Origin of the sequence: uncultured Maribacter sp. (genome assembly GCF_963977385.1) — a bacterium.
GTDB lineage: Bacteria > Bacteroidota > Bacteroidia > Flavobacteriales > Flavobacteriaceae > Maribacter.
The window spans coordinates 98,432-124,048 of record NZ_CAXBOU010000006.1; the positions used below are offsets into that span (position 1 = coordinate 98,432).

The 25,617-nt window shown below is 33.8% G+C and carries 18 protein-coding genes; 12 read left to right on the forward strand and 6 right to left on the reverse strand.

The window, feature by feature from the left end; all coding sequences use genetic code 11:
• The first annotated feature begins 36 nt into the window (after positions 1–36).
• The 5 genes from uvrA (at position 37) to AAC084_RS08705 (ending at position 10,568) form a co-directional block, all read left to right on the forward strand.
• On the forward strand, positions 37–2,871 hold the full coding sequence (uvrA, locus tag AAC084_RS08685) for an excinuclease ABC subunit UvrA (protein WP_339839574.1): 2,835 nt from the start codon (positions 37–39) through the stop codon (positions 2,869–2,871).
• Positions 2,872–2,910: 39 nt separating this feature from the next.
• Positions 2,911–3,597: a TIGR00730 family Rossman fold protein gene (locus AAC084_RS08690; protein WP_339839577.1), complete on the forward strand. Its 687-nt coding sequence runs from the start codon at positions 2,911–2,913 to the stop codon at positions 3,595–3,597.
• A gap of 53 nt (positions 3,598–3,650) precedes the next feature.
• The gene (locus AAC084_RS08695) at positions 3,651–6,455 is read left to right on the forward strand and encodes a metalloprotease (RefSeq protein WP_339839581.1); all 2,805 of its coding nucleotides are present in this window, start codon (positions 3,651–3,653) and stop codon (positions 6,453–6,455) included.
• A gap of 157 nt (positions 6,456–6,612) precedes the next feature.
• Positions 6,613–9,024 carry a thiamine pyrophosphate-dependent enzyme gene (locus AAC084_RS08700; protein WP_339839584.1) on the forward strand — a complete coding sequence of 804 codons (2,412 nt, stop codon included), beginning with the start codon at positions 6,613–6,615 and terminating at the stop codon, positions 9,022–9,024.
• A 1,166-nt stretch (positions 9,025–10,190) separates the two neighbouring features.
• Positions 10,191–10,568: a DoxX family protein gene (locus tag AAC084_RS08705; RefSeq protein WP_339839586.1), complete on the forward strand. Its 378-nt coding sequence runs from the start codon at positions 10,191–10,193 to the stop codon at positions 10,566–10,568.
• Positions 10,569–10,572: 4 nt separating this feature from the next.
• Here the strand turns inward: AAC084_RS08705 and holA are convergent, their stop codons facing one another.
• A complete protein-coding gene (gene holA / locus AAC084_RS08710; RefSeq protein ID WP_339839589.1) occupies positions 10,573–11,574 on the reverse strand; it encodes a DNA polymerase III subunit delta in 1,002 nt (333 codons plus the stop codon).
• 26 nt (positions 11,575–11,600) lie between these two features.
• Between holA and AAC084_RS08715 the strand changes: the two genes are divergently transcribed.
• The 3 genes from AAC084_RS08715 (at position 11,601) to AAC084_RS08725 (ending at position 14,015) form a co-directional block, all read left to right on the forward strand.
• Complete coding sequence (locus AAC084_RS08715; RefSeq protein ID WP_339839593.1) at positions 11,601–12,047, forward strand: type I restriction enzyme HsdR N-terminal domain-containing protein; 447 nt, start codon at positions 11,601–11,603, stop codon at positions 12,045–12,047.
• A gap of 12 nt (positions 12,048–12,059) precedes the next feature.
• Positions 12,060–13,061: a glycosyltransferase family 2 protein gene (locus AAC084_RS08720; protein WP_339839596.1), complete on the forward strand. Its 1,002-nt coding sequence runs from the start codon at positions 12,060–12,062 to the stop codon at positions 13,059–13,061.
• A gap of 99 nt (positions 13,062–13,160) precedes the next feature.
• Complete coding sequence (locus tag AAC084_RS08725; protein WP_339839598.1) at positions 13,161–14,015, forward strand: OmpA family protein; 855 nt, start codon at positions 13,161–13,163, stop codon at positions 14,013–14,015.
• Positions 14,016–14,094: 79 nt separating this feature from the next.
• Here AAC084_RS08725 and AAC084_RS08730 read toward each other — a convergent pair whose 3' ends face one another.
• The 3 genes from AAC084_RS08730 to AAC084_RS08740 are packed head-to-tail and all read right to left on the reverse strand — an operon-like array spanning position 14,095 to position 17,997.
• Positions 14,095–14,715: an L-threonylcarbamoyladenylate synthase gene (locus AAC084_RS08730; RefSeq protein ID WP_339839599.1), complete on the reverse strand. Its 621-nt coding sequence runs from the start codon at positions 14,713–14,715 to the stop codon at positions 14,095–14,097.
• Between the two features lie 10 nt (positions 14,716–14,725).
• A complete protein-coding gene (locus AAC084_RS08735; RefSeq protein ID WP_339839600.1) occupies positions 14,726–15,616 on the reverse strand; it encodes a glycoside hydrolase family 16 protein in 891 nt (296 codons plus the stop codon).
• 50 nt (positions 15,617–15,666) lie between these two features.
• Entirely contained in the window at positions 15,667–17,997 is a 2,331-nt protein-coding gene (locus AAC084_RS08740; protein ID WP_339839601.1) for a UvrD-helicase domain-containing protein, read from the reverse strand.
• A 209-nt stretch (positions 17,998–18,206) separates the two neighbouring features.
• Between AAC084_RS08740 and AAC084_RS08745 the strand changes: the two genes are divergently transcribed.
• The 4 genes from AAC084_RS08745 to AAC084_RS08760 all read left to right on the forward strand — a co-directional run bounded on the left by AAC084_RS08745 (position 18,207) and on the right by AAC084_RS08760 (position 22,477).
• On the forward strand, positions 18,207–19,517 hold the full coding sequence (locus AAC084_RS08745; RefSeq protein WP_339839603.1) for an amidohydrolase: 1,311 nt from the start codon (positions 18,207–18,209) through the stop codon (positions 19,515–19,517).
• A 5-nt stretch (positions 19,518–19,522) separates the two neighbouring features.
• Entirely contained in the window at positions 19,523–21,079 is a 1,557-nt protein-coding gene (locus tag AAC084_RS08750) for an FMN-binding glutamate synthase family protein (protein WP_339839606.1), read from the forward strand.
• Positions 21,080–21,105: 26 nt separating this feature from the next.
• The gene (locus AAC084_RS08755) at positions 21,106–21,876 is read left to right on the forward strand and encodes a hypothetical protein (RefSeq protein WP_339839608.1); all 771 of its coding nucleotides are present in this window, start codon (positions 21,106–21,108) and stop codon (positions 21,874–21,876) included.
• 82 nt (positions 21,877–21,958) lie between these two features.
• The gene (locus AAC084_RS08760) at positions 21,959–22,477 is read left to right on the forward strand and encodes a hypothetical protein (protein ID WP_339839610.1); all 519 of its coding nucleotides are present in this window, start codon (positions 21,959–21,961) and stop codon (positions 22,475–22,477) included.
• A gap of 102 nt (positions 22,478–22,579) precedes the next feature.
• On the opposite strand, the gene AAC084_RS08765 is transcribed toward AAC084_RS08760, so the two are convergent.
• Positions 22,580–23,494 carry a patatin-like phospholipase family protein gene (locus tag AAC084_RS08765; protein ID WP_339839612.1) on the reverse strand — a complete coding sequence of 305 codons (915 nt, stop codon included), beginning with the start codon at positions 23,492–23,494 and terminating at the stop codon, positions 22,580–22,582.
• Positions 23,494–25,566, reverse strand: a complete 2,073-nt coding sequence (locus AAC084_RS08770; RefSeq protein WP_339839615.1) for a M1 family metallopeptidase — start codon at positions 25,564–25,566, stop codon at positions 23,494–23,496. The genes AAC084_RS08765 and AAC084_RS08770 overlap by 1 nt, the downstream gene beginning before the upstream one ends.
• Between the last annotated feature and the right edge of the window lie 51 nt (positions 25,567–25,617).

Sequence of the window (25,617 nt, forward strand, 5' to 3'; positions counted from 1 at the left end):
CTCATATTCGTACTTTTGCATCTTTGCTATGAATACATGATTAATTTTGAAGAAAATATAGAGGTTAAAGGCGCCCGCGTTCATAACCTTAAAAATATTGATGTTACAATTCCCCGCGACAAACTGGTAGTAATCACTGGTTTATCTGGTAGTGGTAAGTCTTCATTGGCCTTTGACACTATTTATGCCGAAGGCCAAAGACGTTATATTGAAACATTTTCCGCCTATGCGAGACAGTTTTTAGGAGGCTTAGAACGACCTGATGTTGATAAAATTGATGGTTTATCTCCGGTTATTGCTATTGAGCAAAAAACCACATCTAAATCTCCTAGGTCAACCGTTGGTACAATTACCGAAATTTACGATTTTTTAAGGTTGCTTTTCGCTCGTGCTGCAGACGCGCACAGTTATAATACCGGCGAAAAAATGGTTAGTTATAACGATGAACAAATTAAAAATTTGATTATCGAATCGTATGATGGTAAAAAGATAAATATACTAGCCCCCATAATTAAATCAAGAAAAGGTCATTATCGCGAACTTTTCGAGCAAATTGCCAAGCAAGGATTTGTAAAAGTTCGGGTAGATGGTGAAGTAAAAGACATTGTAAAGGGCATGAAAGTGGACCGGTACAAGACCCATGATATCGAAATTGTCATTGACCGCTTAAAGGTAATTGAGAGTGAAGATTTTCATAAGCGTTTATCTGAAACCATAAACACAGCAATGTATAGTGGCGATAATGTTCTAATGGTATTAGAAGAAGGTACAGATGTACCTCGCTATTTCAGTAGAGACTTAATGTGTCCATCTACGGGCATCTCCTATCCTACCCCAGAACCAAATACATTTTCCTTTAATTCACCTAAAGGAATGTGTCCAAACTGCAGTGGTTTAGGTCATGTTTATGAAGTAAATGAAAAAAAGATATTTCCAAATAAAAAATTATCTATTAAAAGTGGCGGAATTGCTCCCCTAGGTGATTATAAAAAATCATGGGCTTTTAAACAAATAGAAACCATAGCAGAACGCTATAATTTTGAAATCACCGATCCTATTCAAGACATACCAAAAGAGGCCATTGAGATTTTATTGAATGGGGGTAAAGAAAGTTTTGAGGTAGATTCAAAATCCTTAGGCGTTAAAAGAACGTACAAAATAGATTATGAGGGTATTTCGAACTTCATAAAGAATCAATTTGAAGAAGCGGCATCTACCTCTATAAAAAGATGGGCCAAAGAGTATATGGATAAAATCATTTGTCCTACTTGCAATGGTTTTCGTTTACGAAAGGAATCACTATACTTTAAAATTGAAGATAAAAATATAGCCGAATTAGCGAATTTAGATATCGTTGAGTTGGCAGTTTTTTTTAAAGGATTAGATAAAAAATTAAAAGGTAATCAGCTTAAGATAGCCGAAGAAATAATTAAGGAAATAAATACTCGTATACAATTTCTATTAGATGTAGGGCTAGATTACCTATCATTGAATAGAAGCTCAAAATCACTTTCTGGTGGTGAGGCACAACGAATTCGTTTGGCCACACAAATTGGCTCTCAACTCGTAGGTGTTCTCTATATTTTAGATGAACCTAGTATTGGGTTACACCAACGTGATAATGAAAGATTGATAAAATCTTTAGAATCATTGAGGGACATTGGCAACTCTGTAATTGTTGTAGAGCATGACCGTGATATGATAGAACGTGCCGACCATGTTATTGACATAGGCCCCAAAGCTGGTAAAAATGGCGGAGAAATTATTTCTCAAGGTACTCCTGAGCAATTAAAGAATTTCAACACATTAACGGCGGATTATATGACCGGCGCAAAAAGGATTGAAGTTCCTAAAAAGCGAAGAACTGGTAATGGTAATGAAATTGTTTTATCTGGTTGTACCGGTAACAATCTAAAAAATGTAACGGTAAAAATCCCGTTAGGTAAAATGATTGGTGTTACAGGGGTGTCGGGCAGTGGCAAATCGACATTAATCAATGAAACGCTTTATCCGATAATGAATGCCCATTATTTTAACGGTGTCAAAAAACCTATGCCGTATAAAAAAATTACCGGCCTAGAACATATTGATAAAGTTATAGACATTAACCAATCACCTATCGGTAGAACACCAAGGTCTAACCCAGCAACCTACACTGGTGTTTTTAGTGAAATTAGGTCATTGTTTACAAAGACAACAGAAGCTTCAATTAGAGGGTACAAACCAGGTAGATTTAGTTTCAATGTAAAAGGAGGTCGTTGTGAAACGTGCCAAGGTGGCGGCTTACGAGTCATTGAAATGAATTTTTTACCAGACGTATATGTAGAATGTGAAACCTGCAATGGAAAAAGATTCAATAGAGAAACTTTAGAAATAAGGTATAAAGGCAAGTCGATATCAGATGTATTAGAAATGACCATCAATGAAGCTGTATCATTTTTTGAACTTATTCCTAAAATTCATCGTAAATTAAAGACAATACAAGATGTTGGGCTAGGTTATATATCTTTGGGTCAACAATCTACAACACTTTCAGGCGGTGAAGCACAACGTATTAAACTGGCAACAGAACTTTCTAAAAGGGATACAGGCAACACCTTCTATATTTTAGACGAACCCACTACCGGACTTCATTTTGAAGACATTAGGGTTTTAATGGGTGTTTTGAATAAATTAGCTGATAAAGGAAATACGGTTTTAGTAATAGAACATAATATGGATGTAATTAAAATGGTAGATTACATTATAGATATTGGCTATGAAGGGGGACGTTCAGGAGGAAAATTAGTAGCAAAAGGAACTCCGGAAGAAGTTGCTAAAGACAAGAAAAGTTACACTGCCACCTTTTTAAAGCGGGAATTAGAATTTTAAATGTAGTTTTCAAAAAACAAAAGATTAGTAAAAATATATATGAGATCAGAAAAACATCATAAAGGCTGGAATGAAATAAAAACCAATGACTCTTGGGCCATTTTTAAAATAATGGGTGAGTTTGTAAATGGTTTTGAACGAATGAGTAAAATTGGGCCCTGTGTATCAATTTTTGGGTCTGCCAGAACAAAAGAAGAAGATCCTTATTATAAATTGGCAGTATCGATTGCAAAATCTATTGCCGAAGCAGGTTATGGTGTTATAACTGGTGGTGGACCAGGTATTATGGAAGCAGGTAATAGAGGTGCTAGTTTAGCCGGTGGAACTTCAGTTGGTTTGAATATAGACCTTCCTTTTGAACAACATGACAATCCTTATATCGACAATGATAAAAGTTTAGATTTTGACTATTTCTTCGTGAGAAAAGTCATGTTTGTTAAATATTCTCAAGGTTTTGTAGTGATGCCAGGTGGTTTCGGAACTTTAGATGAATTATTTGAAGCAATTACACTGATACAGACTCATAAAATTGGAAAATTTCCAATCATTTTAGTTGGTAGCGATTTCTGGACGGGTCTTTTAGAATGGGTTAAAAGCACTATGCTTAAAATGGGTAATATTAGTCCAGAAGATTTAAATCTTATTCAAATTGTAGATACTGAAGAAGAAGTTGTAGAGATAATAGATACCTTTTACAAAGGGCATTCAATGAGTCCTAATTTTTAATCATAGCCTTGATCCAAAAATTCAATAATCTATTTTGTTTAAGTTTAATTCTGTTGGTTTCTTCTATAACCAAGGGGTATTCTCAGTATGAAACTGAACTCACGGTTAGTTTAAATGAGTATACCAATGAATTAGATATTCGGCAAGAATTCACGTATTTCAATGATTCAAATTATAATTTAGGCCTTATTTATTTTAATGATTGGGCTAATGCCTATTCAGATAAGAATACAGCACTGTCAAAACGATTTGCTCAAGAATTCAAAAAATCCTTACACCTAGCCAAAGCGGATGAGCGAGGAACTACCACAATTGTTAGTGTAGTAGACGATTCATATAAAGGTTTAGAATGGAGCCGTACTGAGGGTAAGGATATTTTAAAAGTTACCCTAGGTGATATTTTACCTCCAAAAGCTTCAACAAAAATTTTTATTACCTACAAGGTAAAATTACCTCCAAATAAATTCACTCCTTACGGGTACAATCAAAGAGGTGGTTACTATCTTAAAGATTGGTATTTAACACCAGCAGTCTATGATGGTAAATGGCATCTTTATTCCAATAAGAATCTTGAAGACCTGTATACCAACGTTACTAATACAGTTATCAATTTTAAATTTCCCGATAGTCTTTATCTAGCTTCAAATTTTGACATTAAATCTTTATCTGAATTCCCTAATGGCCAATTTGCCCAGTTAAAAGGGAATTTGCAAAGGGGTGGCGAAATTATATTGAATACTCGGAATGAGTTTATCACACATGTGACACCTCACATGAAATTCCTTACAAATATTGAGGCTCCTCGGTATAGCCCTATCGGTCAAGGGATTTCCATAAACAAAGTAGCCGATTTTATTTATAATAATTTAGGAGATTATCCTCATGAAAAAATACTGGTAAGTGAATTAGATTACAACAAAGATCCATTATATGGATTAAACCAATTACCCTCATTTATTAGACCTTACGAAGAACAGTTTCAATTTGAAATGAAATTTCTTAAAACTGCAATAAACAGTATTTTGAGGGAAACCGTTTTTTTAAATCCACGTAAAGATCAATGGTTAAATAGTGCTATAGCTAATTATCTCATGATTGCTTATGTTGATGAATATTACCCAGACCAAAAACTTATGGGTAAACTTTCTAACATATGGGGTTTTAGAAGTTTCGAGTTGGCTAAAATGGATTTTAATGATCAATATTCATTTTTATACAATCTTACAGCTCGTAAAAATTTAGATCAAGCACTTCAAACGTCTAATGATTCTCTTATTAAATTCAATCAAAAGATTGCGAATAAATATAAAGCAGGTTTAGGTCTTGCTTATTTGGCAGACTACATTGGTAAAGAACGAGTAGATGAAAGTATAAAGACCTTCTTTGAGTATTATAAACTAAATACGGTCAAGGTCCTCGATTTTGAATCTATTCTAAAACGCTCTACAACACAAGACATCAATTGGTTTTTCAGAGATTATGTATCTACAGATCGTAAAATTGATTTTAAAATTAAAAAGGTAGAGAAAGTTGCAGATTCTCTATTAGTAACAATTAAGAATAAAGAAGGTACGAATGTACCTATATCAGTATTTGGCCTTAAAAAAGATTCTATCGTATCTGAATATTGGTTCAGTGATATTGAGTTCGAAGAGACGTTTACCATCCCCAATAATCAAGAAGATAAACTTGTACTTAATTATGACCAGAAAATTCCTGAATTTAATCAGAGAGATAACTGGAAGTCTTTAAAAGGATTTTTATCAAGTAATAAGAAATTAAACTTTACTTTTTTTAAGGATGCTGAAAACCCCTATTATAATCAGGTTTTCTATGTACCTGTACTTAATTTCAATGTTTACGATGGCTGGGCACCCGGTATGCGCCTTTATAATAAAACCTTATTAGAACGACCCTTTGTTTATGATTTTTCACCCTCCTACTCTTTTAAAGAAAAAGCATTCGTAGGATATGGTAAGTTTAGTTATAGAAAATATTTAAGTAAAAGTGGTTTGTATGTAGCCAACTATAGCATTGGCGCTTCAACCTCCCACTTCAATGAAAACTCACGATATACCTCAATAACTCCGGCATTAAGTTTTGGCTTTAGACCTGAAGATTTATTATCGAACAAGAGAGAATTCCTTTCTTTTAGATATATTAATATTTTACGTGATTTTGACCCTTCTCTAGTAAGTTTGGCAAATGACCCAGAAAACCCAGATTATAGTGTTTTTAATGCTCGTTATGTTAACAGGAATAATGGAATCTTAGATTACAATTCTTGGTTTGTTGATTTTCAGTTAGCAGGTAATTTTAGTAAATTATCTTTCGAATATGAATATCGAAAATTATTTGAAAACAATAGACAATTAAATCTTAGATTTTTTGCAGGTAAGTTTTTAAGCAATAATACACAAACAGATTTTTTTAGTTTTGCTTTAGACCGACCTACAGATTATCTTTTTGATTATGGCTATTTAGGTAGGTCTGAAGATTCGGGTATTTACAGCCAACAAATTATTATAGCAGAGGGTGGCTTTAAGTCATTCCTGGAACAACAATATCGTTTTTCCAATAACTGGATGGCCACTGTCAATGGTAGTTTTAATTTATGGAAATGGATAGAACTATATGGCGACGCCGGTCTAGTGAAGAACACTGGAGTTAATGAGAAATTCGTTTATGATTCTGGTGTACGTTTAAATTTAGTAACCGACTATTTTGAGCTTTATTTACCTGTGTATTCCAATAATGGCTGGGAGGTTTCACAACCTAATTACGGAGAAAAAATTCGTTTTATCATCACCGTAAGCCCTAAAACCCTAACTGGTCTCTTCACAAGAAAATGGTTCTAAGCTGATGAATTTTAATTCAGTTAGTGATATTTGCCCTAAAAATTCTGATATTTTCAACATTATCCCAAATTTGTTGAAAAATATGGAATAAATTAACTGGGCACAGCATTGCTAAAAACTACTTGATTCGGTAATTTTGTAAAAACACGTTTTATACATGGATGTTTCTTCAAAAACTAGTAACGATATTTCTTTCGATGATTTCAAAGAGCAAATCATAAGCGATTATGAAATTGCTTTTTTAAGCAGAACTTGTAGCTTATTAGGAAGAAAAGAAGTCCTTACCGGGAAGGCTAAATTCGGCATCTTTGGTGACGGAAAAGAATTACCTCAATTGGCTATGGCCAGATCGTTTAAAAACGGTGATTTTAGAAGTGGATATTATCGAGATCAAACCTTCATGATGGCTTTGGATCTTTTAAAACCTAAAGACTTTTTTCACGCACTTTACGCTACTACGGATATTGAAAAAGAACCTATGAGTGCCGGTAGGCAAATGGGAGGTCATTTTTTAACCCATAGTCTAAATACAGATGGAAGTTGGAAAGATTTAACGAAACAAAAAAACAGTAGCGCAGATATCTCATGTACCGCTGGACAAATGCCACGTCTTTTGGGCCTTGCACAAGCATCTAAGATATACCGTAATCAAAAAGGGTTAGATAGTGCTAAGTTCTCAGTAAATGGAGACGAAATTGCTTGGGGAACAATAGGGAATGCTAGTACAAGTGAGGGTATGTTTTTTGAAACTATAAATGCTGCTGGAGTACTTCAAGTTCCTATGGTAATTAGTATTTGGGATGATGAATATGGTATTTCGGTTCCTGCAAAATATCATACCACTAAAGAAGATATTTCAAAAGTACTTTCAGGGTTTCAACGAACGGAAAGTGAAAAAGGGTTTGAAATCTTTAAAGTCAACGGTTGGGATTATACTGCTCTTATGCATGCTTACGAAAATGCAGCAGACATAGCTAGGCAAGAGCATGTACCTGTAATGATTCATGTTAAACAATTAACGCAACCACAAGGTCATTCTACATCTGGTTCTCATGAACGTTATAAGGATAATAAACGATTAGAGTGGGAACGAGATTTCGATTGTAACAAACGCTTTAAAGAATGGATTCTAGAGTCTGGCATTGCTAGCAATGAAGAGTTAGAAACTATTGAAAAAAGAATTAAGCGAACCGTTCGAGAAGCTAAGAAACAAGCATGGGATGAATATTTAGAAGGACTTATTTCCGCTAAAAAAACATTGGTTAGTTTAATAGATAAAACTTCAGGTAAAAGTGCAAACAAGCAATTTTTAAATAAATTAAAGAATGATTTAATTGCCATCGAAGAGCCTGTTAAAAAGGATTTGGCAATTGCGGCTCGTAAATCGTTACGTTTTCTTTTGGGTGAATCATCAGCAGAGAAGGCGGCCTTGATAGAATGGACTTCAAAATTTCTAAAAGAATCGCAAGACATATATAGTAAACATCTTTATAGTGAAAATGAAAATAAAGCTACTAACATTAATGCAATAGCTCCTATTTTTAAAGATGACTCAGAACAAGTAGATGGTAGGGTTATACTACGTGACAATTTCGATAAATTGTTCGAAAAATATCCAAATACGTTTATTTTTGGTGAAGATACTGGTGCTATAGGTGATGTAAATCAAGGCCTAGAAGGCATGCAAGAAAAGTATGGCAAACTACGTGTAGCAGATACTGGTATTCGTGAAACTACAATTGTTGGTCAAGGTATAGGCATGGCTTTAAGAGGTCTACGTCCTATTGCTGAAATTCAGTATTTAGATTATATTTTTTATGCCATGTCTACTTTAACAGATGATTTGGCATCCCTATTATATAGAACTGCAGGAAAGCAAAAAGCACCTTTAATCATTAGAACACGAGGACATAGACTAGAAGGCATTTGGCATTCTGGTTCAGAAATGGGCGGACTTATACATTTATTAAGAGGTATGTATATTCTAGCTCCTCGTAATATGACACAAGCCGCTGGTTTTTATAATACGCTACTAAAGAGTGATGAACCAGCACTAGTTATTGAAAGTTTAAACGGTTACCGATTAAAGGAAAGAAAACCGAACAACCTTGGAGAATTCTGCACGCCAATTGGTAAAGTTGAAACGATTAAAGAAGGTAACGATATAACCATTGTTACTTATGGATCAACACTAAGAATTGTTGCAAAGGCTGCTAAAGAATTACTAGAGGTAGGTATAGACGTGGAAATAATTGATGCACAAACTTTACTACCTTTTGATATAGATAAAGATGTAGTAGAAAGTATAAAAAAAACAAATAGGCTATTAGTAATTGATGAAGATGTACCGGGCGGTTGTTCAGCCTATCTATTAAACGAAATTATTGAAAAGCAAGGTGCATTTAAGTACTTGGATAGTGCGCCACAAACATTAAGTGCAAAAGCGCATAGGCCAGCCTATGGTACTGATGGTGATTATTTTTCAAAACCTAATAGAGAAGATATTTTTGAAAAGGTTTATGCTATTATGCATGAAGTAAGTCCTAAAGATTTTCCAAAACTTCGATAAATTTTAAAAATTTTAAACTAAAAAAAGTCTCATTTACAATGGGACTTTTTTAGTTTCGTCAATACTTTTCTTATCTAATTCCCTACTCTGATTTTATTCAACAACAATTGAAATCAAATTTGAATTCAAAACATCCATTTTTAATTTAAAATTTATTTAAATAAAATTTTCTTAGTTAATTCTGGTAGTTCAACTACTGATTTAACCTTACGCATTGCTAAAACACACACCAATAAACATAAAGTTATGGTCTTAGAATAAGGTTATCATGGCAACACTAAAAACACTATTAATTTAAGCCATTACAAATACGACCATATTACAAGTGCTGGTAAAAAATAAGGTGTTATTTAAACAGAAACAGCAAAAAATTTTAGTCCCACTTTAAAAACAAAAAATGAAATTTCAAAACACTATGTGAATTTAGTACACAATGAAATTAATGATAATGAAGAACATATAAATCATTTATAGCATAGCGAATAGTAAGTTATGGTAATCAAGCACTATAACCGAAGATGTATTTAAAAGTGTATATCCACAAATTTATAAACATGGCGGGTTATGTATAAGCGATAAAGTACAAGTTACTTTCTGACGATTTGGAGAATATTTTTGAGATATGAAATGTATGCTGTAATACCTGATATTGTCATACTAGAAAACCTATAGGCATTGTTCACCTTATGGCTATAGTTATAAATACCGCAGAAATATCGAACAGTTTTAATAACGGTAAGGAATTCTTCAGTTCTTTTGGTGTTAATCCGGTTTCATGTTCAATTGGTGAAGCAGTTTAAATCATTTTAGAAAATGAGAATTTACCCTAAAAACAAACATTGTTGAAAAGTTTTTGATCCAGAGATTAGCTTTGCAACAGACAAAATATCAAGAACTGGCCAACATAAGTGGAGAAGGTCTTTCTCTCGGGATTGAAATTTTAGATTAGATGAAAAACCTGGCACGCAATTAGCATCATTTATAAAAAATAAATTACGTTTAAAATTTATTTTAATTAGTTCTGACGAACCCTACGGCAGCGTTCTTAAAATTAAGCCACCCCTGTATTTTAGTAAAGAAATTGCAACTTAGTTACTACAAGAACTTGATGATATTATGAAAAGTCAAAAAAAAATCAATACATTTAATGTAAATAATTATAATACATGAAAAGCCCCCTTTTTAAGGATATTGGTTTAGCCTTTTTTAGAATATCCATTTCTGCAATGATGTTAACACATGGACTTCCAAAATTTCAAAAATTAATCTCTGGCAACTTCGAATTTGGTGATCCTATGGGTATCGGAGCCACTCCTTCTTTGTTTTTAGCTGTTATAGGAGAGTTCATATGTCCCATACTGATTATTATAGGATTTAAAACTCGTTTATCCGCAATACCTACTGCAATAACTATGGCCGTAGCAGCTTTTATAGCCCATGGAGCAGACAACTTTGACACTAAAGAAAAAGCACTACTTTATTTAGTTTGTTTTGTAACTATCATTTTAGTAGGACCAGGAAAATTTGGCGTAGATAGAAAATAAACTTTTATATAATTTTATATAAAAGTTCTTTCAATAAATCTGCATCACTCATGGTGACGGTGCCAACCCCTTTTCCTTTTAAATCCATTTCCCGTAAGCTAGAGATAATTGTGCTAACTTTTTTCATCGGATAATTTCTGGCTGCAGATTGTATTTCATTTACAAAATAAGGGTTAATACGTAAAGCACTAGCCACATTTTTAGGCGAATGGTCACTTAGTCCATGATATTGTAATAACTGCGTAAAAAAGGAGTTTAATAAGGTTATCGTAAGTATAAATGGATTGTCTTTTGGGTTTTGAGCAAAATAGTTGATAATCTTAGTAGCTTTCAACATATCTCTTTCACCAATAGCTCTTTTCAACTCAAAGTTGTTATAATCCTTGCTTATACCAATATGCTCTTCTATATGCTGTGGCGTAATTTCTGTCTGTTGGGGTAATGCCAGTTTTAACTTCTCAAGTTCCTTACTAATTTTACTTAAATCGGTGCCTAAATATTCTACCAACAAAAGAGATGCCTTATGAGATATGGTATAACCTCTACTTAATAAATGTTTTCTAAGCCAATCACTAACTTGATTTTCATAAAGCTTTTTACTTTCGAAAATGACCCCGTTCTTTTTAATAATCTTAAAGAGCTTTTTGCGCTTATCAAGCTTCTTATATTTATAACAAATTACCAGAACAGTAGATTGTTGTGGGTTTTCGGCATACGCACAAAGTTGCTCTATAGTTCTTGAAAGATGTTGCGCCTCTTTAACAATGACCACCTGTCTTTCGGCCATCATAGGATACCTCTTCGCATTTCCTACAATATCGTCAATAGAAACATCTCTACCATAAAGAACCATTTGATTAAAACCTTTCTCTTCTTCTGTTAAAACCTTATCCCCTATATAATCAGATATCTTATCAATAAAATATGCCTCTTCTCCATAAAGAAAATAGATAGGGCTTATCTGTCCTTTCTTTATTGTATTGACTATTTGTACAGCTTCATCCATTCAGAAAAATTCATCAACTTTGTCTAATGCAGCAACTAAATTTCCCATGCTACACTTTCAGAGTCAAAAATAGCGAAAATAGAACCTTAATTTTTGACGACATACGTAAAAAGTTTGTGGTTCTTACTCCAGAAGAATGGGTAAGACAGCATGTCGTTCAATTTCTTATACAAGAAAAGAACTATCCGTTAAGTCATATCAATGTTGAAAAGCAAATTACCTTGAACGGATTAAAGAAAAGATATGATGTTGTCGTATTTAAACCCAGTGGACAACTACACATACTAATTGAGTGTAAAGCACCCGAAATAAACATTTCACAATCAACATTCGACCAAATAGCACAATATAACTTTAAACTCAATGCTAACTACTTAATGGTTACTAATGGACTATCACATTTTTACTGTCAAACAGACTTAGTCGCGGAAAAATATGAATTTATGCATGAGATTCCTGAATTTAGCCGTTAATTTGCGATCGTTTTGAAGATAGCAATAGTCATATTAAACTGGAATGGTGAAGTTCTTTTAGAGAGGTACTTACCTTCCGTTATCGAACATTCAAAGGATGCTGACATTTATGTTGCCGATAATGCTTCAACGGATAATTCAATTGAATTTGTAACTACAAATCACCCTACGGTTAAAATTATTAAAAACACAGAAAATGGTGGTTTTGCTAAAGGATATAACGATGCTCTAGTTCATGTTGATGCGGATATCTATTGTCTTTTAAATTCAGATGTAGAAGTTACTCCAAATTGGCTAACACCTATTGTTGAAGCTTTTACTAACATACCTGACATTGCAATAATTCAGCCCAAAATTTTAGATTTACTTAAAAAAGACTACTTTGAGTATGCGGGTGCTGGCGGCGGATTCATTGATCAATTAGGCTACCCATTTTGTAGAGGTAGAATTTTTCAAACCTTAGAACGTGATACCGGACAATATGATGATGTAAAAGAAATATTTTGGGCAACAGGAGCCTGTATGTTTGTAAAAAAAACAGTGTTTGAAGAATTAAATGGTTTCGATGCAGATTACTTTGCTCATCAAGAAGAAGTTGATTTTTGTTGGCGCGCGAAAAATCATGGTTACAAAATATTATATGTAGGCACTTCTAAAGTTTATCACTTAGGTGGATCTACGTTGAGCAACATGAACCCGAAAAAAACATATTTAAACTTTAGAAACTCGTTATTTTCAATAACAAAAAATCTTCCAAGAAGAAAAGCATTCATCATTATCTTTTTAAGGCTACTTCTAGATGGTATCGCTGCCTTACGATTTATTGGGCAACTAAGGTTTAAACATTTTTTCGCCATTTTTAGAGCACATCTAAGCTTTTACAGACAATTCAGGAAAATGTATAAAAAACGAGAAAAAACAAAATTCTTGCGAAAATATTACCTTACGAAGTCCATAGTATGGTCTTATTTCGTACATAGAATAAGTAATTTTAACATTTTAATAAAAGATTAACTAACGTGTTATATAAGTGGCTTTGTAATTATATAATTTTGGAGTCGCTTAGATGCGAATTTTAAGTAAACAACTAATTAATTTTAATAGGATTAAATTATGAAGAAAATATTATTAGGATGTCTTGGAGTAACGCTTTTATTATCTTCTTGTGTATCATCAAAGAAGTATGCAGACCTTGAAGCAAAACACAAATCAGCACAAGATTTATTAAATTCGGCAACAGTTAAATTGAATGACTGTTTAGAAGAGAAAGCATCAGCTTCCTCAAGACTGCAGACTTTAGAAGATCAAAATGCTTTCTTAAAAGCTAACAATCAAGATTTGATAAACAATATGGGCAACTTGACAACTTTGACTACCAAAGGTGCTGAGAACTTGGAGAAATCTTTAGAAAGTCTTCAAGAAAAAGATTTAACTATACGTAAGTTAAATGATGCTATTACCCGTAGAGATTCTGTAAACCTTTCTTTGGTACAAAGTTTAAAAGGTGTTTTAGGAAATATGGATGATGAGGATATCGAAATCAGCGTTGAAAAAGGTGTTGTATTCGTATCTATTTCAGATAAATTATTATTTAGCAGCGGCAGCTATAATATTACCAAAAGAGCAAAAGAAGTTCTAGGTAAAGTTGCAAAGGTTGTAAATAATAAACCTGATTTCGAATTTATGGTAGAAGGTCATACAGACAATGTGCCTTACAGAGGTAATGGTTCGTTGTTAGACAATTGGGATTTAAGTGTTAAACGTGCTACTGCTGTAGTTCGTATTCTACAAAATGATTTCAATGTTGACCCTAAGCGTATGACAGCTGCTGGTAGATCAGAGTATATTCCAGTATCTTCAACTGAAAAATCTAAGAACAGAAGAACTCGTATTGTTGTTCTTCCAAAAATTGATCAGTTCTATAGTATGATTGAAGAAGGAATGAAAGATCCTGCTATCAACAAATAGAGAATACTGATTACATCATAAAATTAAAGCGGCCTAATTGGGCCGCTTTTTTTATATAATATTTTTTTTTAAAATGATATTAAATTATATCTAAACTACCTTTTCCTTCTCTAATAATCTCAGGATATCCGGTAGACACATCAATAATGGTAGAACCAATGTTACCTCCGTAACCACCATCGATTACAATATCCACTAGATTTTCCCACTTCTCAAATATAAGTTCCGGATCGGTGGTATACTCTAAAACATCATCATCATCACGAATAGAGGTTGACACAATTGGATTCCCCAAACCTTCTACCAATGCCTTAACAATGTTATTATTTGGCACGCGAATACCTACTGTTTTTTTCTTCTTAAATTCCTTTGGTAAATTATTATTTCCCGGCAAAATAAAGGTATATGGTCCTGGTAATGCTCTTTTCAAAATTTTAAACGTAGCTGTGTCAATTTGGCGAACATAATCAGACAAATTGCTTAAATCAGTACAAATAAATGACCAATTAGCTTTTGCCAGTTTTATTCCTTTTATACGCGCAATTCGCTCTAAAGCCTTCGTATTGGTTATATCGCAACCCAAACCATATACAGTATCGGTAGGGTAAATAACTAAACCACCTTTTCGTAATACATCCACTACCCTTTTAATTTCTTTAGGATTAGGATTCTCTTCGTATATTTTTATAAATTGGGCCACCTATTATGATTTAATTCACTTGATACACTCTAATATAATCAACTTCCATAGTAGCAGGAAAAATTGACGAATCAACTCCTTCAAGACCTCCCCAATTTCCGCCTACAGCAATATTCATTAAGAAATAAAAATTATCTGAAAACGGCCAACTATCTATCGTACTACTTGTAGGTCTTCTAAACATGAATTGAACATTCTCTATATCATCAATATAAAATTTGATGTATTTAGTGGACCACAGAATTCCGAAATTATGGAATTCTTCTTCAATTGTTTCTAATTCTAACGCTCCAGAAGTAATCTCCGTACCGTTAGTATGGTTATTTGAATTGCTATGAATAGAAAAATGAGTTTTATTTGGTTTAAAACTTACATACTCCATCATGTCTATTTCTCCACACATTGGCCAACCTACATTTTGAACATTACTACCTAACATCCATAATGCTGGCCATGTTCCATTCCCTTTATGTTCTGGTAGTTTTGCTCTGATTTCCATTCTACCAAACTTAAAAGATTGCTTGCTATTTAAGCGAGCAGATGTAAATGCACCTTCAATTGTATTATCAGTATTTCTCTTAGCAGTTATTTTTAAAGTACCATCACTTACTTCAGTATTTCCTTCTGCTTGATAATTTTGGAGCTCATTATTTCCCCATCCATTACCACCAGTCTCAAAAGACCAATTTTCATTTGAAAGCGAAGTCCCTTCAAATTCATCACTCCATACCAAAACAGCATCATCCCAATAATCAAGATCATCAGAATCTTTAATTGTCGTTTCAATCTCTTCTGCCTTTGGGCCTGGCAATTGTGTTGCATCTGCCTCAGTCACATTAGAACTCGAACATCCGAAAATAAAAATCGTCAGCAAAACTGAAATTAAACTACACTTTTTCATGTTTTTTATATCAATTTAAACCAAATTTTCAATAATACTATTAATTTGAACTATTCCTGTAGCACCTCGAGTTTGGCAAATCGTAGAAGTAATTTTTTAATATCACCTTTATCGAACATTATTTCAGCTTTTCTATCATTACCAGAACCTTCTAATTTAACAACTTTTCCTCTTCCAAATCGTGTATGATTTACCAGTGACCCTACTGCTAAATTCGGGTCTATTTTATTAGTATTACCAACTGGTTCTGCTAATTCCGGCCTAATTTTACGTAATTTCTTAAGCTGATTAGAATTGGGTTGACCAATAATTGGCGGAGTTCCTCTAACTGGTTTATCTTGTCGTAGTCTACTTTTATCTACCTCGCCAAAAATATCTGCATTTATAAGTGACTTATAACGATACCCTCCATCCACAGGAGTAAGGTTTTCAACATATTGTTCGTCTATTTCTTCTAAAAATCGACTTGGTTCGGCATCTATCAATTTACCCCAACGATACCTATTCTGGGTATAAGTAAGATATGCCTGTTTTTCCGCTCTTGTAAGTGCTACATAAAAAAGTCTTCGCTCTTCTTCCAATTCACTTCGTGTGCTCATACTCATACCAGATGGAAAGAGGTCTTCCTCCATCCCTACAATATAAACATATGGAAATTCGAGACCTTTTGCCAAGTGTATGGTCATTAAAGCTACTCTATCATCATCGCCCGTATCCTTATCCAAATCGGTTGCAAGAGCTACATCTTCTAAAAACTCACCTATACTACCAGTAGCTTCATCAATTTCTCTCTGACCTTCAACGAAATCTTTGATACCATTTAAAAGTTCTTCGATATTCTCCATTTTACCAATACCCTCTGGAGTTCCATCTTTCTTGAATTCTAAAAGAATTCCAGTTTTCTTGGCTACATGTTCAGACAATGCAAAAGCATCTGTAGTTTCGTTCATGACCTGAAAACTCTTAATCATAGTTACAAAATCTTGAAGCTTTCGTTTGGTACCTGAGTTTATCTTTAAATCAATTTTATCGATATTCTCCATTACCTCAAATATGGAACGGTTATAATGATTGGCGGCAACAACAAGTTTATCGATAGTGGTACCTCCTATTCCACGTGCCGGAAAATTAATTATCCTTTTTAAGGCTTCCTCATCTTTCGGGTTAATGACCATTCGCAAGTACGACAGTACATCTTTAATCTCTTTACGTTGATAGAACGACAGACCTCCATATATTCGGTAAGGAATATCACGTTTACGTAATGCATCTTCAATAGATCTAGATTGCGAATTTGTTCTATACAAAACAGCAAATTCACCATTGTTCATTTGCTCCTGCATTCTATGCTCCCAAATAGAATTCGCAACAAAGCGACCCTCTTCTGCATCTGTAGTACTTCTATGAATCTTTATGGCAGAACCATCATCATTTGCCGTCCAAACAACTTTTTCAATTTGATTTTTGTTCTTCCCTATTATAGAATTGGCTGCATTTACGATATTCCTAGTAGATCGATAATTCTGCTCTAATCGATACATACCAACATTTTCGTAATCTTTTTGAAAGTTAAGAATGTTGCTAATGTTCGCTCCTCTAAAAGAATATATACTCTGTGCATCATCACCTACCACACAAATATTCTGAAAGCGATCAGCTAATGCTTTTACAATTAGATATTGCGAATGGTTAGTATCTTGGTACTCATCAACCAGTATATACCTAAAACGATCTTGATATTTCATTAAAACATCAGGGTAACGCGTAAGAAGCTCATTGGTTCGTAGCAATAAATCATCAAAATCCATAGCCCCTGCCTTAAAGCAGCGATCTACATAATTCTCATAAATATCTCCTGTTCTTGGTTTTTTCGCCATAGCATCTTGCTCTACCAAATCAGAGTCATTACGATATGCCTTAACGGTTATTAGACTATTCTTAAAAGAAGAAATTCTATTTTGAATCTGTTTGTATTTGTAGATATCTTTATCTAGACCCATCTCCTTTATAATCGAAGAAAGTAATCTTTGAGAATCTTGGGTGTCATAAATGGTGAAATTACTTGGGTAACCAAGCTTATTACCATCTATACGCAATAGTTTCGCAAAAACGGAGTGGAAAGTTCCCATCCAAAGATTTTTTGCTTCCGAAGATCCAACAATATTAGAAATACGCACCTTCATTTCACGGGCTGCCTTATTGGTAAAGGTTAAAGCCAAAATATTAAAAGAATCGACCCCTTGTGCCATAAGGTGTGCAATTCTATATGTTAATACTCGTGTTTTTCCCGATCCCGCTCCAGCAATTACCATTAGCGGCCCGTCTTTGTGCAAAACAGGGGCCTTCTGGGCATCGTTCAATTCATCTATAAATGAGCTCAATTTTTCTTTTGTTTAGTGGCGTGAAATTAGCTATTATATAGGGATACTAAAAGTGATGTTATTTAGATTTATAAACAATGGATGGAATTTCTTTTCATTTTGAATATATTTAACCTTTATTACCTCGAATTGAGAATACCTGTTGGTGCAAATTATATTTTCATCAACAATAAGTAATATATAGAATATTTTAAATTTAAATACTGATTATGAGAAAACTAGGTTTTTTGGCTCTCGTTCTTATCGGAGTTTCCGTTAAAGCACAGGGATCAAATCTTGAGAAAGATTACACTTCCATAGAAGGTAAGGTTATTGAATGGAGAAGAGAAATTCATCAAAACCCGGAATTAGGTAATAGAGAATATAAAACTGCAGAAAAAATAGCAAAACACTTAAAGTCTTTAGGCATTGAGGTTGAAACCGGTGTGGCACACACAGGTGTCGTAGGTATTTTAAAAGGTGATTTGCCTGGTAAAGTAGTAGCATTAAGAGCAGATATAGATGCTTTACCTGTGACAGAAAGAAATGACTTACCGTATAAATCTAACGTGACCTCTGATTTTATGGGTGAGAAAGTTGGAGTAATGCATGCATGTGGTCATGATACACATACCGCAATTTTAATGGGTGTTGCTGAAGTAATGTCTAAAAACAAGGATAAAATTAAAGGCACCGTTAAATTTATTTTTCAACCAGCAGAAGAAGGTCCACCACCAGGAGAAGAAGGTGGTGCATTATTAATGGTTAAAGAAGGAGTTATGGATAGTCCTAAAGTAGACGCCATTTTCGGTCTTCACATTAATTCTCAAACTCCTGTAGGCATAATTCGTTATAAATCTGGCGGAACAATGGCAGCGGCTCAAAGTTTCACCATTAATGTAAAAGGTAAACAAAGCCATGGTTCACAGCCTTGGTCTGGTGTTGATCCAATTTTAATAAGTGCCAAAATAATTGACGGACTACAAACTATAATTAGTAGAGAAACTGACCTAACAAATGAAGCAGCTGTAATTACTGTAGGTAAAATTAAGAGTGGTGTTCGTTTTAACATTATACCAGAATCTGCTGAAATGATTGGTACAATTAGAACTTTAGATTATGATATGAAGGATAAGTTAAACAAGCGTATGGTAGAAATGGTGACAACCATTGCTAAAGCATATGGTGGTGAAGCTACTTGTGAAATTAAAGATGCAACAGATATTACCTATAACAATCCTGAATTAGTAGATCAAATGTTACCAACTATTAAAAGAGTTGCTGGTGAAGCTAATGTTCAAACACAGAAAGCAGTAACCGGTGCAGAAGATTTCTCCTATTTTCAAAGAGAGGCTCCAGGATTTTTCTTTTTCTTAGGAGGAATGACACCCGGAACTACAGAATCATACCCACATCATACACCAGATTTTTTAATTGATGATAGCGGCCTTCTTTTAGGTGTACGCACCCTAACAGAAATGAGTCTAGATTACCTAAATAGTGATCAAACACCACTTTTAGATATTAAACCAAAAGGATAATTTTGATGAATCAATTTTTAAATTATATTCCAAGTCTACCGTGGTGGACTTGGATTTTTTTGTTTATCTTCTTAGTAGCGATTTGGGATATTTTTATTCAGAAACGCCACACCATTAAACATAATTTTCCCGTAGTTGGGCATTTAAGATATTGGTTAGAAAGTATTGGGCCAGAAATGCGTCAATATTTTGTTGCGAACAATAGAGAAGAACTTCCTTTTAATAGAATAGAAAGAGGTTGGATTTATGCTTCTGCAAAAAAAGAAAATAATTATGAAGGTTTTGGCTCTGACCGAGATTTATATGCGCACCAGCATATCTTCATTAAGAATAGAATGATGGCTTATGCGGTGCCAAATGGTCACCCAAATCAAACTGAGCCAACCTTTATACCTTGTGCGAAAATCATGGGTTTACATAACAATCGAAAAAAGCCTTACAGACCCGGTAGTATTGTAAATGTATCGGCTATGAGCTTTGGTTCATTATCAGCAGCAGCGGTTGAAGCAATGAACAAAGGTGTAAAAAAGGCAAATGCTTATCATAACACGGGTGAAGGCGGACTCTCACCATACCACAAACATGGTGGCGATATTATTTTTCATTTCGGTACCGGATATTTTGGAGTTCGAACTCCAGATGGTAATTTCTCTATGGAGAAAATGAAAAAATTAGTTGAAGATAATCCAACAATTAAAGCCATAGAAATTAAATTATCTCAAGGTGCTAAACCGGGCAAAGGAGGCGTATTACCAGGGGCAAAAATAACCCCTGAACTTGCAGAAATTCGTGGTGTTGAAGTTGGTAAGGATGTATTATCCCCAGCTACACACAAAGCTTTTTCAAATGTCGAAGAATTAATGGCTTTAATTGAGTCCATTGCTGACCAAACTGGCTTACCTGTAGGAATTAAAGGAGCTATTGGAAAGTTAGATCAATGGGAAGAATTAGCTGATATGATGTTAAAAACAGGTAAAGGTCCAGATTTCATTACTGTAGATGGTGGTGAAGGTGGCACAGGCGCTGCTCCCCCATCATTCGCAGACCATGTATCTTTACCATGGGTTTACGGATTTTCAAGTCTTTACCGAGTATTTTTAAATAGAAACCTTACCGACCGAATTGTATTTATTGGTTCGGGAAAATTAGGTTTTCCTGCGAAAGCAGCAATGGCCTTCGCTATGGGTGCAGATTGTATAAATGTTGCTCGTGAAGCTATGATGAGTATTGGCTGTATACAAGCTCAAATTTGTCATACGAACAGATGTCCTACCGGTATTGCTACACAGAGTCAATGGCTACAAAAAGGTATTAATGTTCCATTAAAATCGGACCGTTTAGCACAGTACTTTAATACTTTTAGAAAAGAGTTCTTAGAAATAACACATGCTGCCGGTTATGAGCATCCAAGTCAATTTACAATGGATGATGTTCAAGTAAACGTAGACGACCACGACCTAAATCGCAGTTTGGCCTCTACTTATGGGTATAATAAAGCAAAAGTACCTTTTACAGGTGTTCAAGAATTAAAAGACTGTTCGTATCTTGGTGGCAAAATTTAAATTAACCTATTTAATGCATATTTAATATGATAAGATTTTTTTTATGTTCAGTTATTTTCATTGCTGGATTAAATACTGTGCAGGCTCAGAAAAAAAGTGAACTTATAGATCAGAATCAAGAATTAAAATTCAAATTAGATTCAATATCAAGAATAGTTAGCACAGCACAACATAATGAAAAATTAGGTTTACAACGTGCCGATGCACTTCAAACACAAGTAACAGAGTTACAAGACGCAAATGCTACATTGATGAAAAACTTAAATAGTTTTGCAGCGTTATCTAGTCAAAACTCAGAGAACATCAATAAAACCTTAGCTACCTTAAAACGTAAAGAAGAGCAATTAAAAGGAATAACAGATGGTGTTGCAAGTAACGATTCTACTGCTGTTATGGTATTGACAAATTCTAAACAAATTTTGGGCGAGAATGCAAAAGTCGGAGTATCTGATGGTATAGTAATAATTTCAGAAAAACTAGATTTTTTCTTTACTGATGGTGTAGGAACAACTCCTTCCAATGAATCTAAAATATGGATTGAAAATATAGCTAAAGTTGCGAATGCCAACCCTAAGAGCGTTATGACTATTGCTAGTTTAATTATTACAGGTGAAATGGATGTTGCTATTCAACAAGCTACCGCCATTGCGAGTATTCTTATAAAAGATTTTGGTGTTAACGGGGAACGCATAATTTCAGTTGGACAAGATGGTGGGTTACGAGAATCGCTTCAAATAAAATTTCAACCGGATTATAAAGCATTTTATGATATGGCTAAAGGGGACGCCAAAAATTAAATAACTTGCATTTCATCGATGAAGCACTATACTAATTGAAAAATTTGGACGTTCTTATTTCATAAATTATAACTAATTAAAAATGAGCTCAGATCAAATATTTCAACTTTTCGCGTATTTATTACCGTCAGTAGTCACCGGTGCTATTGCTTTCTATTTCTTTAGAATGCACACGAATAATGAAGAAGGTCGTAGACGTTTTCTTTTACATAAAGATTCTCAAAAAGATACCTTACCGATTAGATTACAAGCTTACGAACGTATGTCATTATTTTTAGAACGAATTGCAATCCCTAGTTTAGTCGTTCGTGTAGGACCACAATCTACAGATAAGGGTGCTTATGAAAGTTTACTGATTAAAAGTATTGAAACAGAATTTGATCATAATCTTTCACAACAAATATATATGACAGATGAATGTTGGAATATCATTAAAGCTGCAAAAAGTGCTACCATTCAAATGATTAGAAAGGCAGCCATGAGTCAAACTGATTCTGCAGATAAATTAAGGGAAGATATTCTAAATGAGACGATGGAAAAAGCTTCACCTTCTGCTACTGCGCTTTCTTTTGTAAAAAAGGAGATTGGTGATTTGTGGTAGTAGTTTTAAAAGGAATACTCTTACTTGAATAAAAAATAAATGCTTTCAGATATGAAAGCATTTATTGTATAAAACAATAAGTGTTTTAGTCACAAAAGAGAATTACTCATTCTCATTTGGCTCAATAGGATTTGTTTCTTCATTCTTATTTTTGGCGTACAAATAGCCTCTTTTCCACCACAAGGTCATCTTTACTTTATCGAATATTAAAGAATTGGTTGTTAATATCGTTGGCGTATAGAACAGATTTATAATCGCATTCTTTTGATTAGCAACTAATTTTCCTATTCTGATATTCTGATTTTCAATACGATCTAAAATAAAACTCATCATCGTAGTAATCAATTCGAACGGATTCCTTGACGCCACTCTATTTAAATAATTTACCTCGGTATGTAAAACAACAACATCTACTTCGGTTGCTCCTCTTTTAATTGCTTCTTCTATAGGTACAATGCTTCCTAAACCTCCATCTGCATATTCACAACCATTTTTACGAACTAAACTCATAAATGGCGTGTAATTAGCAGAAATCCATATCCAATCGCAGTAATCTTCATATGTACAATTTTTAATAGATTTATACTCCACTTGATTTAATGATAAGTTAGAAACCGTAATTATCACATCAGAATCACCGTTCTTTAAGATTTCGAACTCTTCAAGGGTTAAACTATTTTCAATTAGTTTTCTAAGATTTTCACTCTCGCCAAATGTTTTTTTACCAACAATAAAATTTTTAAGAACGTTCCAATGATTAATGGAAATCTCTTCATTACCGCGAATATTTTTTACCAGAAAAGGGCAATTATTAAAAATGCTCTTCTGATTGACATTAGAATAGATTTCTTTGATTTTATCTAATTTACCCAAAGCCAAATGAGAAATTAGAAGACTCCCGGTAGAAGTGCCCACAAAAATATCATACTTTCTACCCTCTTCTTGAATTAGGTATTGGGCAACACCACCTGCAAAGGCGCCTTTACTACCACCTCCAGAAATAACTAAAGCTCTCATTATAAATTTAATTTCGTTTTAAGATAACGCAAATCTGTCGAACTAAGTTGTTTTGCTACCTTTTCAATTTCTTTTTTTTGTGCTTCATCCTTCATCAAAGAATCTAACACCTGCCTGGCAAAATTTCTAAACTGCCAAGAATGATGGTTAGTTGCCTTAATCAAATTAGTTAATGCATCATCATTTAACGCTTGAATTTCAAATAGGTATTGAAAAGCGGTTTGCCGTACTTCAGGGTTATAAACCGGGCTTGTATAACCTACAAGTTCCTCATAATAAGAAGTATTCGCTTCTGAATTATATTCTGGAGTCACTAATGCCAATGTGAGCCAAAGCAAACGAACATTCTTATTGGGGAGTCCAATTATATCTTTCGTTTTATCTAAGAAAATACTTCTATCATAATCAAAACTAGTCCAAAGATTATATAGCATTAATTCATTGGTAATATAACTATCATCTAACAACAAGGGTTCTACATACACCTTTAATTCCTCGGGAATAATGTTCATTTTTTCAGCTGCAAATTGTCTAATCTTCAAGTCTTCATTTGAAGCCAATGGCAAAAGTTCTAAGCCAGCAAATTCATCTTTTTGTTTAAGAAGTTCTAGTTTTAATTCGGTTGACAATTCTGAATTCTCTAAGGTTTCTTTAGATATGAACGTCTTCTCTAGGTCATGTTGCCAAACATAAAACATTCTGATAGAAGAACTTTTTTTCATTAAAAAGTCTTTAGCTAACTCTTCGGGGAAATATTTCCCCTTTAACCAAATTGCCTTAAACTCATTTAAATCTTTACCACTCACCTCTTCCATTTCAGCAATAAAATCAGCAACAGTCACATTTTTGAACTGATATTTGCCTAGGTAATTCTTGATTCCTTCTTTAAACACCGAGTCCCCTATTTCTTCTCTTAGTATAGACATAGCCCAAGCACCTTTTTCATAAAAAGTAAGACTACTAGCTTTAGGATTCAGCAAGCTCTCCCCTTCTCCTTTTTCAGAAATACCACTTAAAGTTTTTGCTGTATCGAATAACTTCCAGTAGAAATAATCTTCACCAAATACTTCCTTTTCAGCCAAATAGGCATAGTATGTAGCAAAGCCCTCATGCAACCAATGGTGCTCGCTATTTTTTTCGGTTACCAAATTCCCAAACCATTGATGCGCCAATTCATGGGCATTGATATTCACATAATTTCTATCAATAAAAGCTGTTGAATCAATAACGTAGGCATCAGAAAAAAAGGTAGTGCTAGTATTCTCCATACCGGCATATAAAAAATCGTGTACAGGAACTTGCTTATAATTTTGCCATGGGTAAGCTACTCCTATCTCATTTTCCAAAAAATCAAATATCCTTTTTGTGTACCTATACGTAGGTTCCACTTTTAGGCTATCAGAAGGATAATAATAATTTTCGATGCTAATACCACTTTCAGATTTCAATACTTGTTTATCATAACTACCTATAGCAAAAGCCAATAAATAACTGCTCATTGGTTTTTTCATATCAAAAACCCAAATAGGAAACTCATCTGTTTCATTTGACTTCATCACCAAATTACCATTCGCAATAACCTGATATTTCTTATTAGCCTCAATGGTTAAATCGAACTCAATCTTTTCTTCCATATCATCAAAACTAGGAAGCCAATGACTCGTATATTTGCCTTGACCTTGGGTCCATATTTGTTCATTTCCCTCTAAATCATCCTCCCACCCAATAAAATAAACTGTTTGTTTTGGCTCGACAACATATTCTATATTTAGTTTGTGAGATTGTCCTTTTTTAAATTTATTTTCAATGGTTAGCGTTTTTTCAGTCTTTATAGTATTTACTGGTTTACCATCTAACTCTACCTTAGTAAAGGTCATATTCTTGGCATCAAGAAAAATAGAATCTACATTTTGTTTTACATCAAAACGATAAACAACGTTACCTTTTAATTGACGTTTCAGTGGTTCTGGCTTAATATATACACTGGCCGTAGTAAAATCTACTCTCTCTTGATGTTGTCCGTAGGTGACACATGTAATGCAAAAAATAAGTAGGAGAAAAAAATTCTTCATGCAGATTTAAAAACTATAGAAAATCAAATTTAATAATTTAGTTTGTCGCAA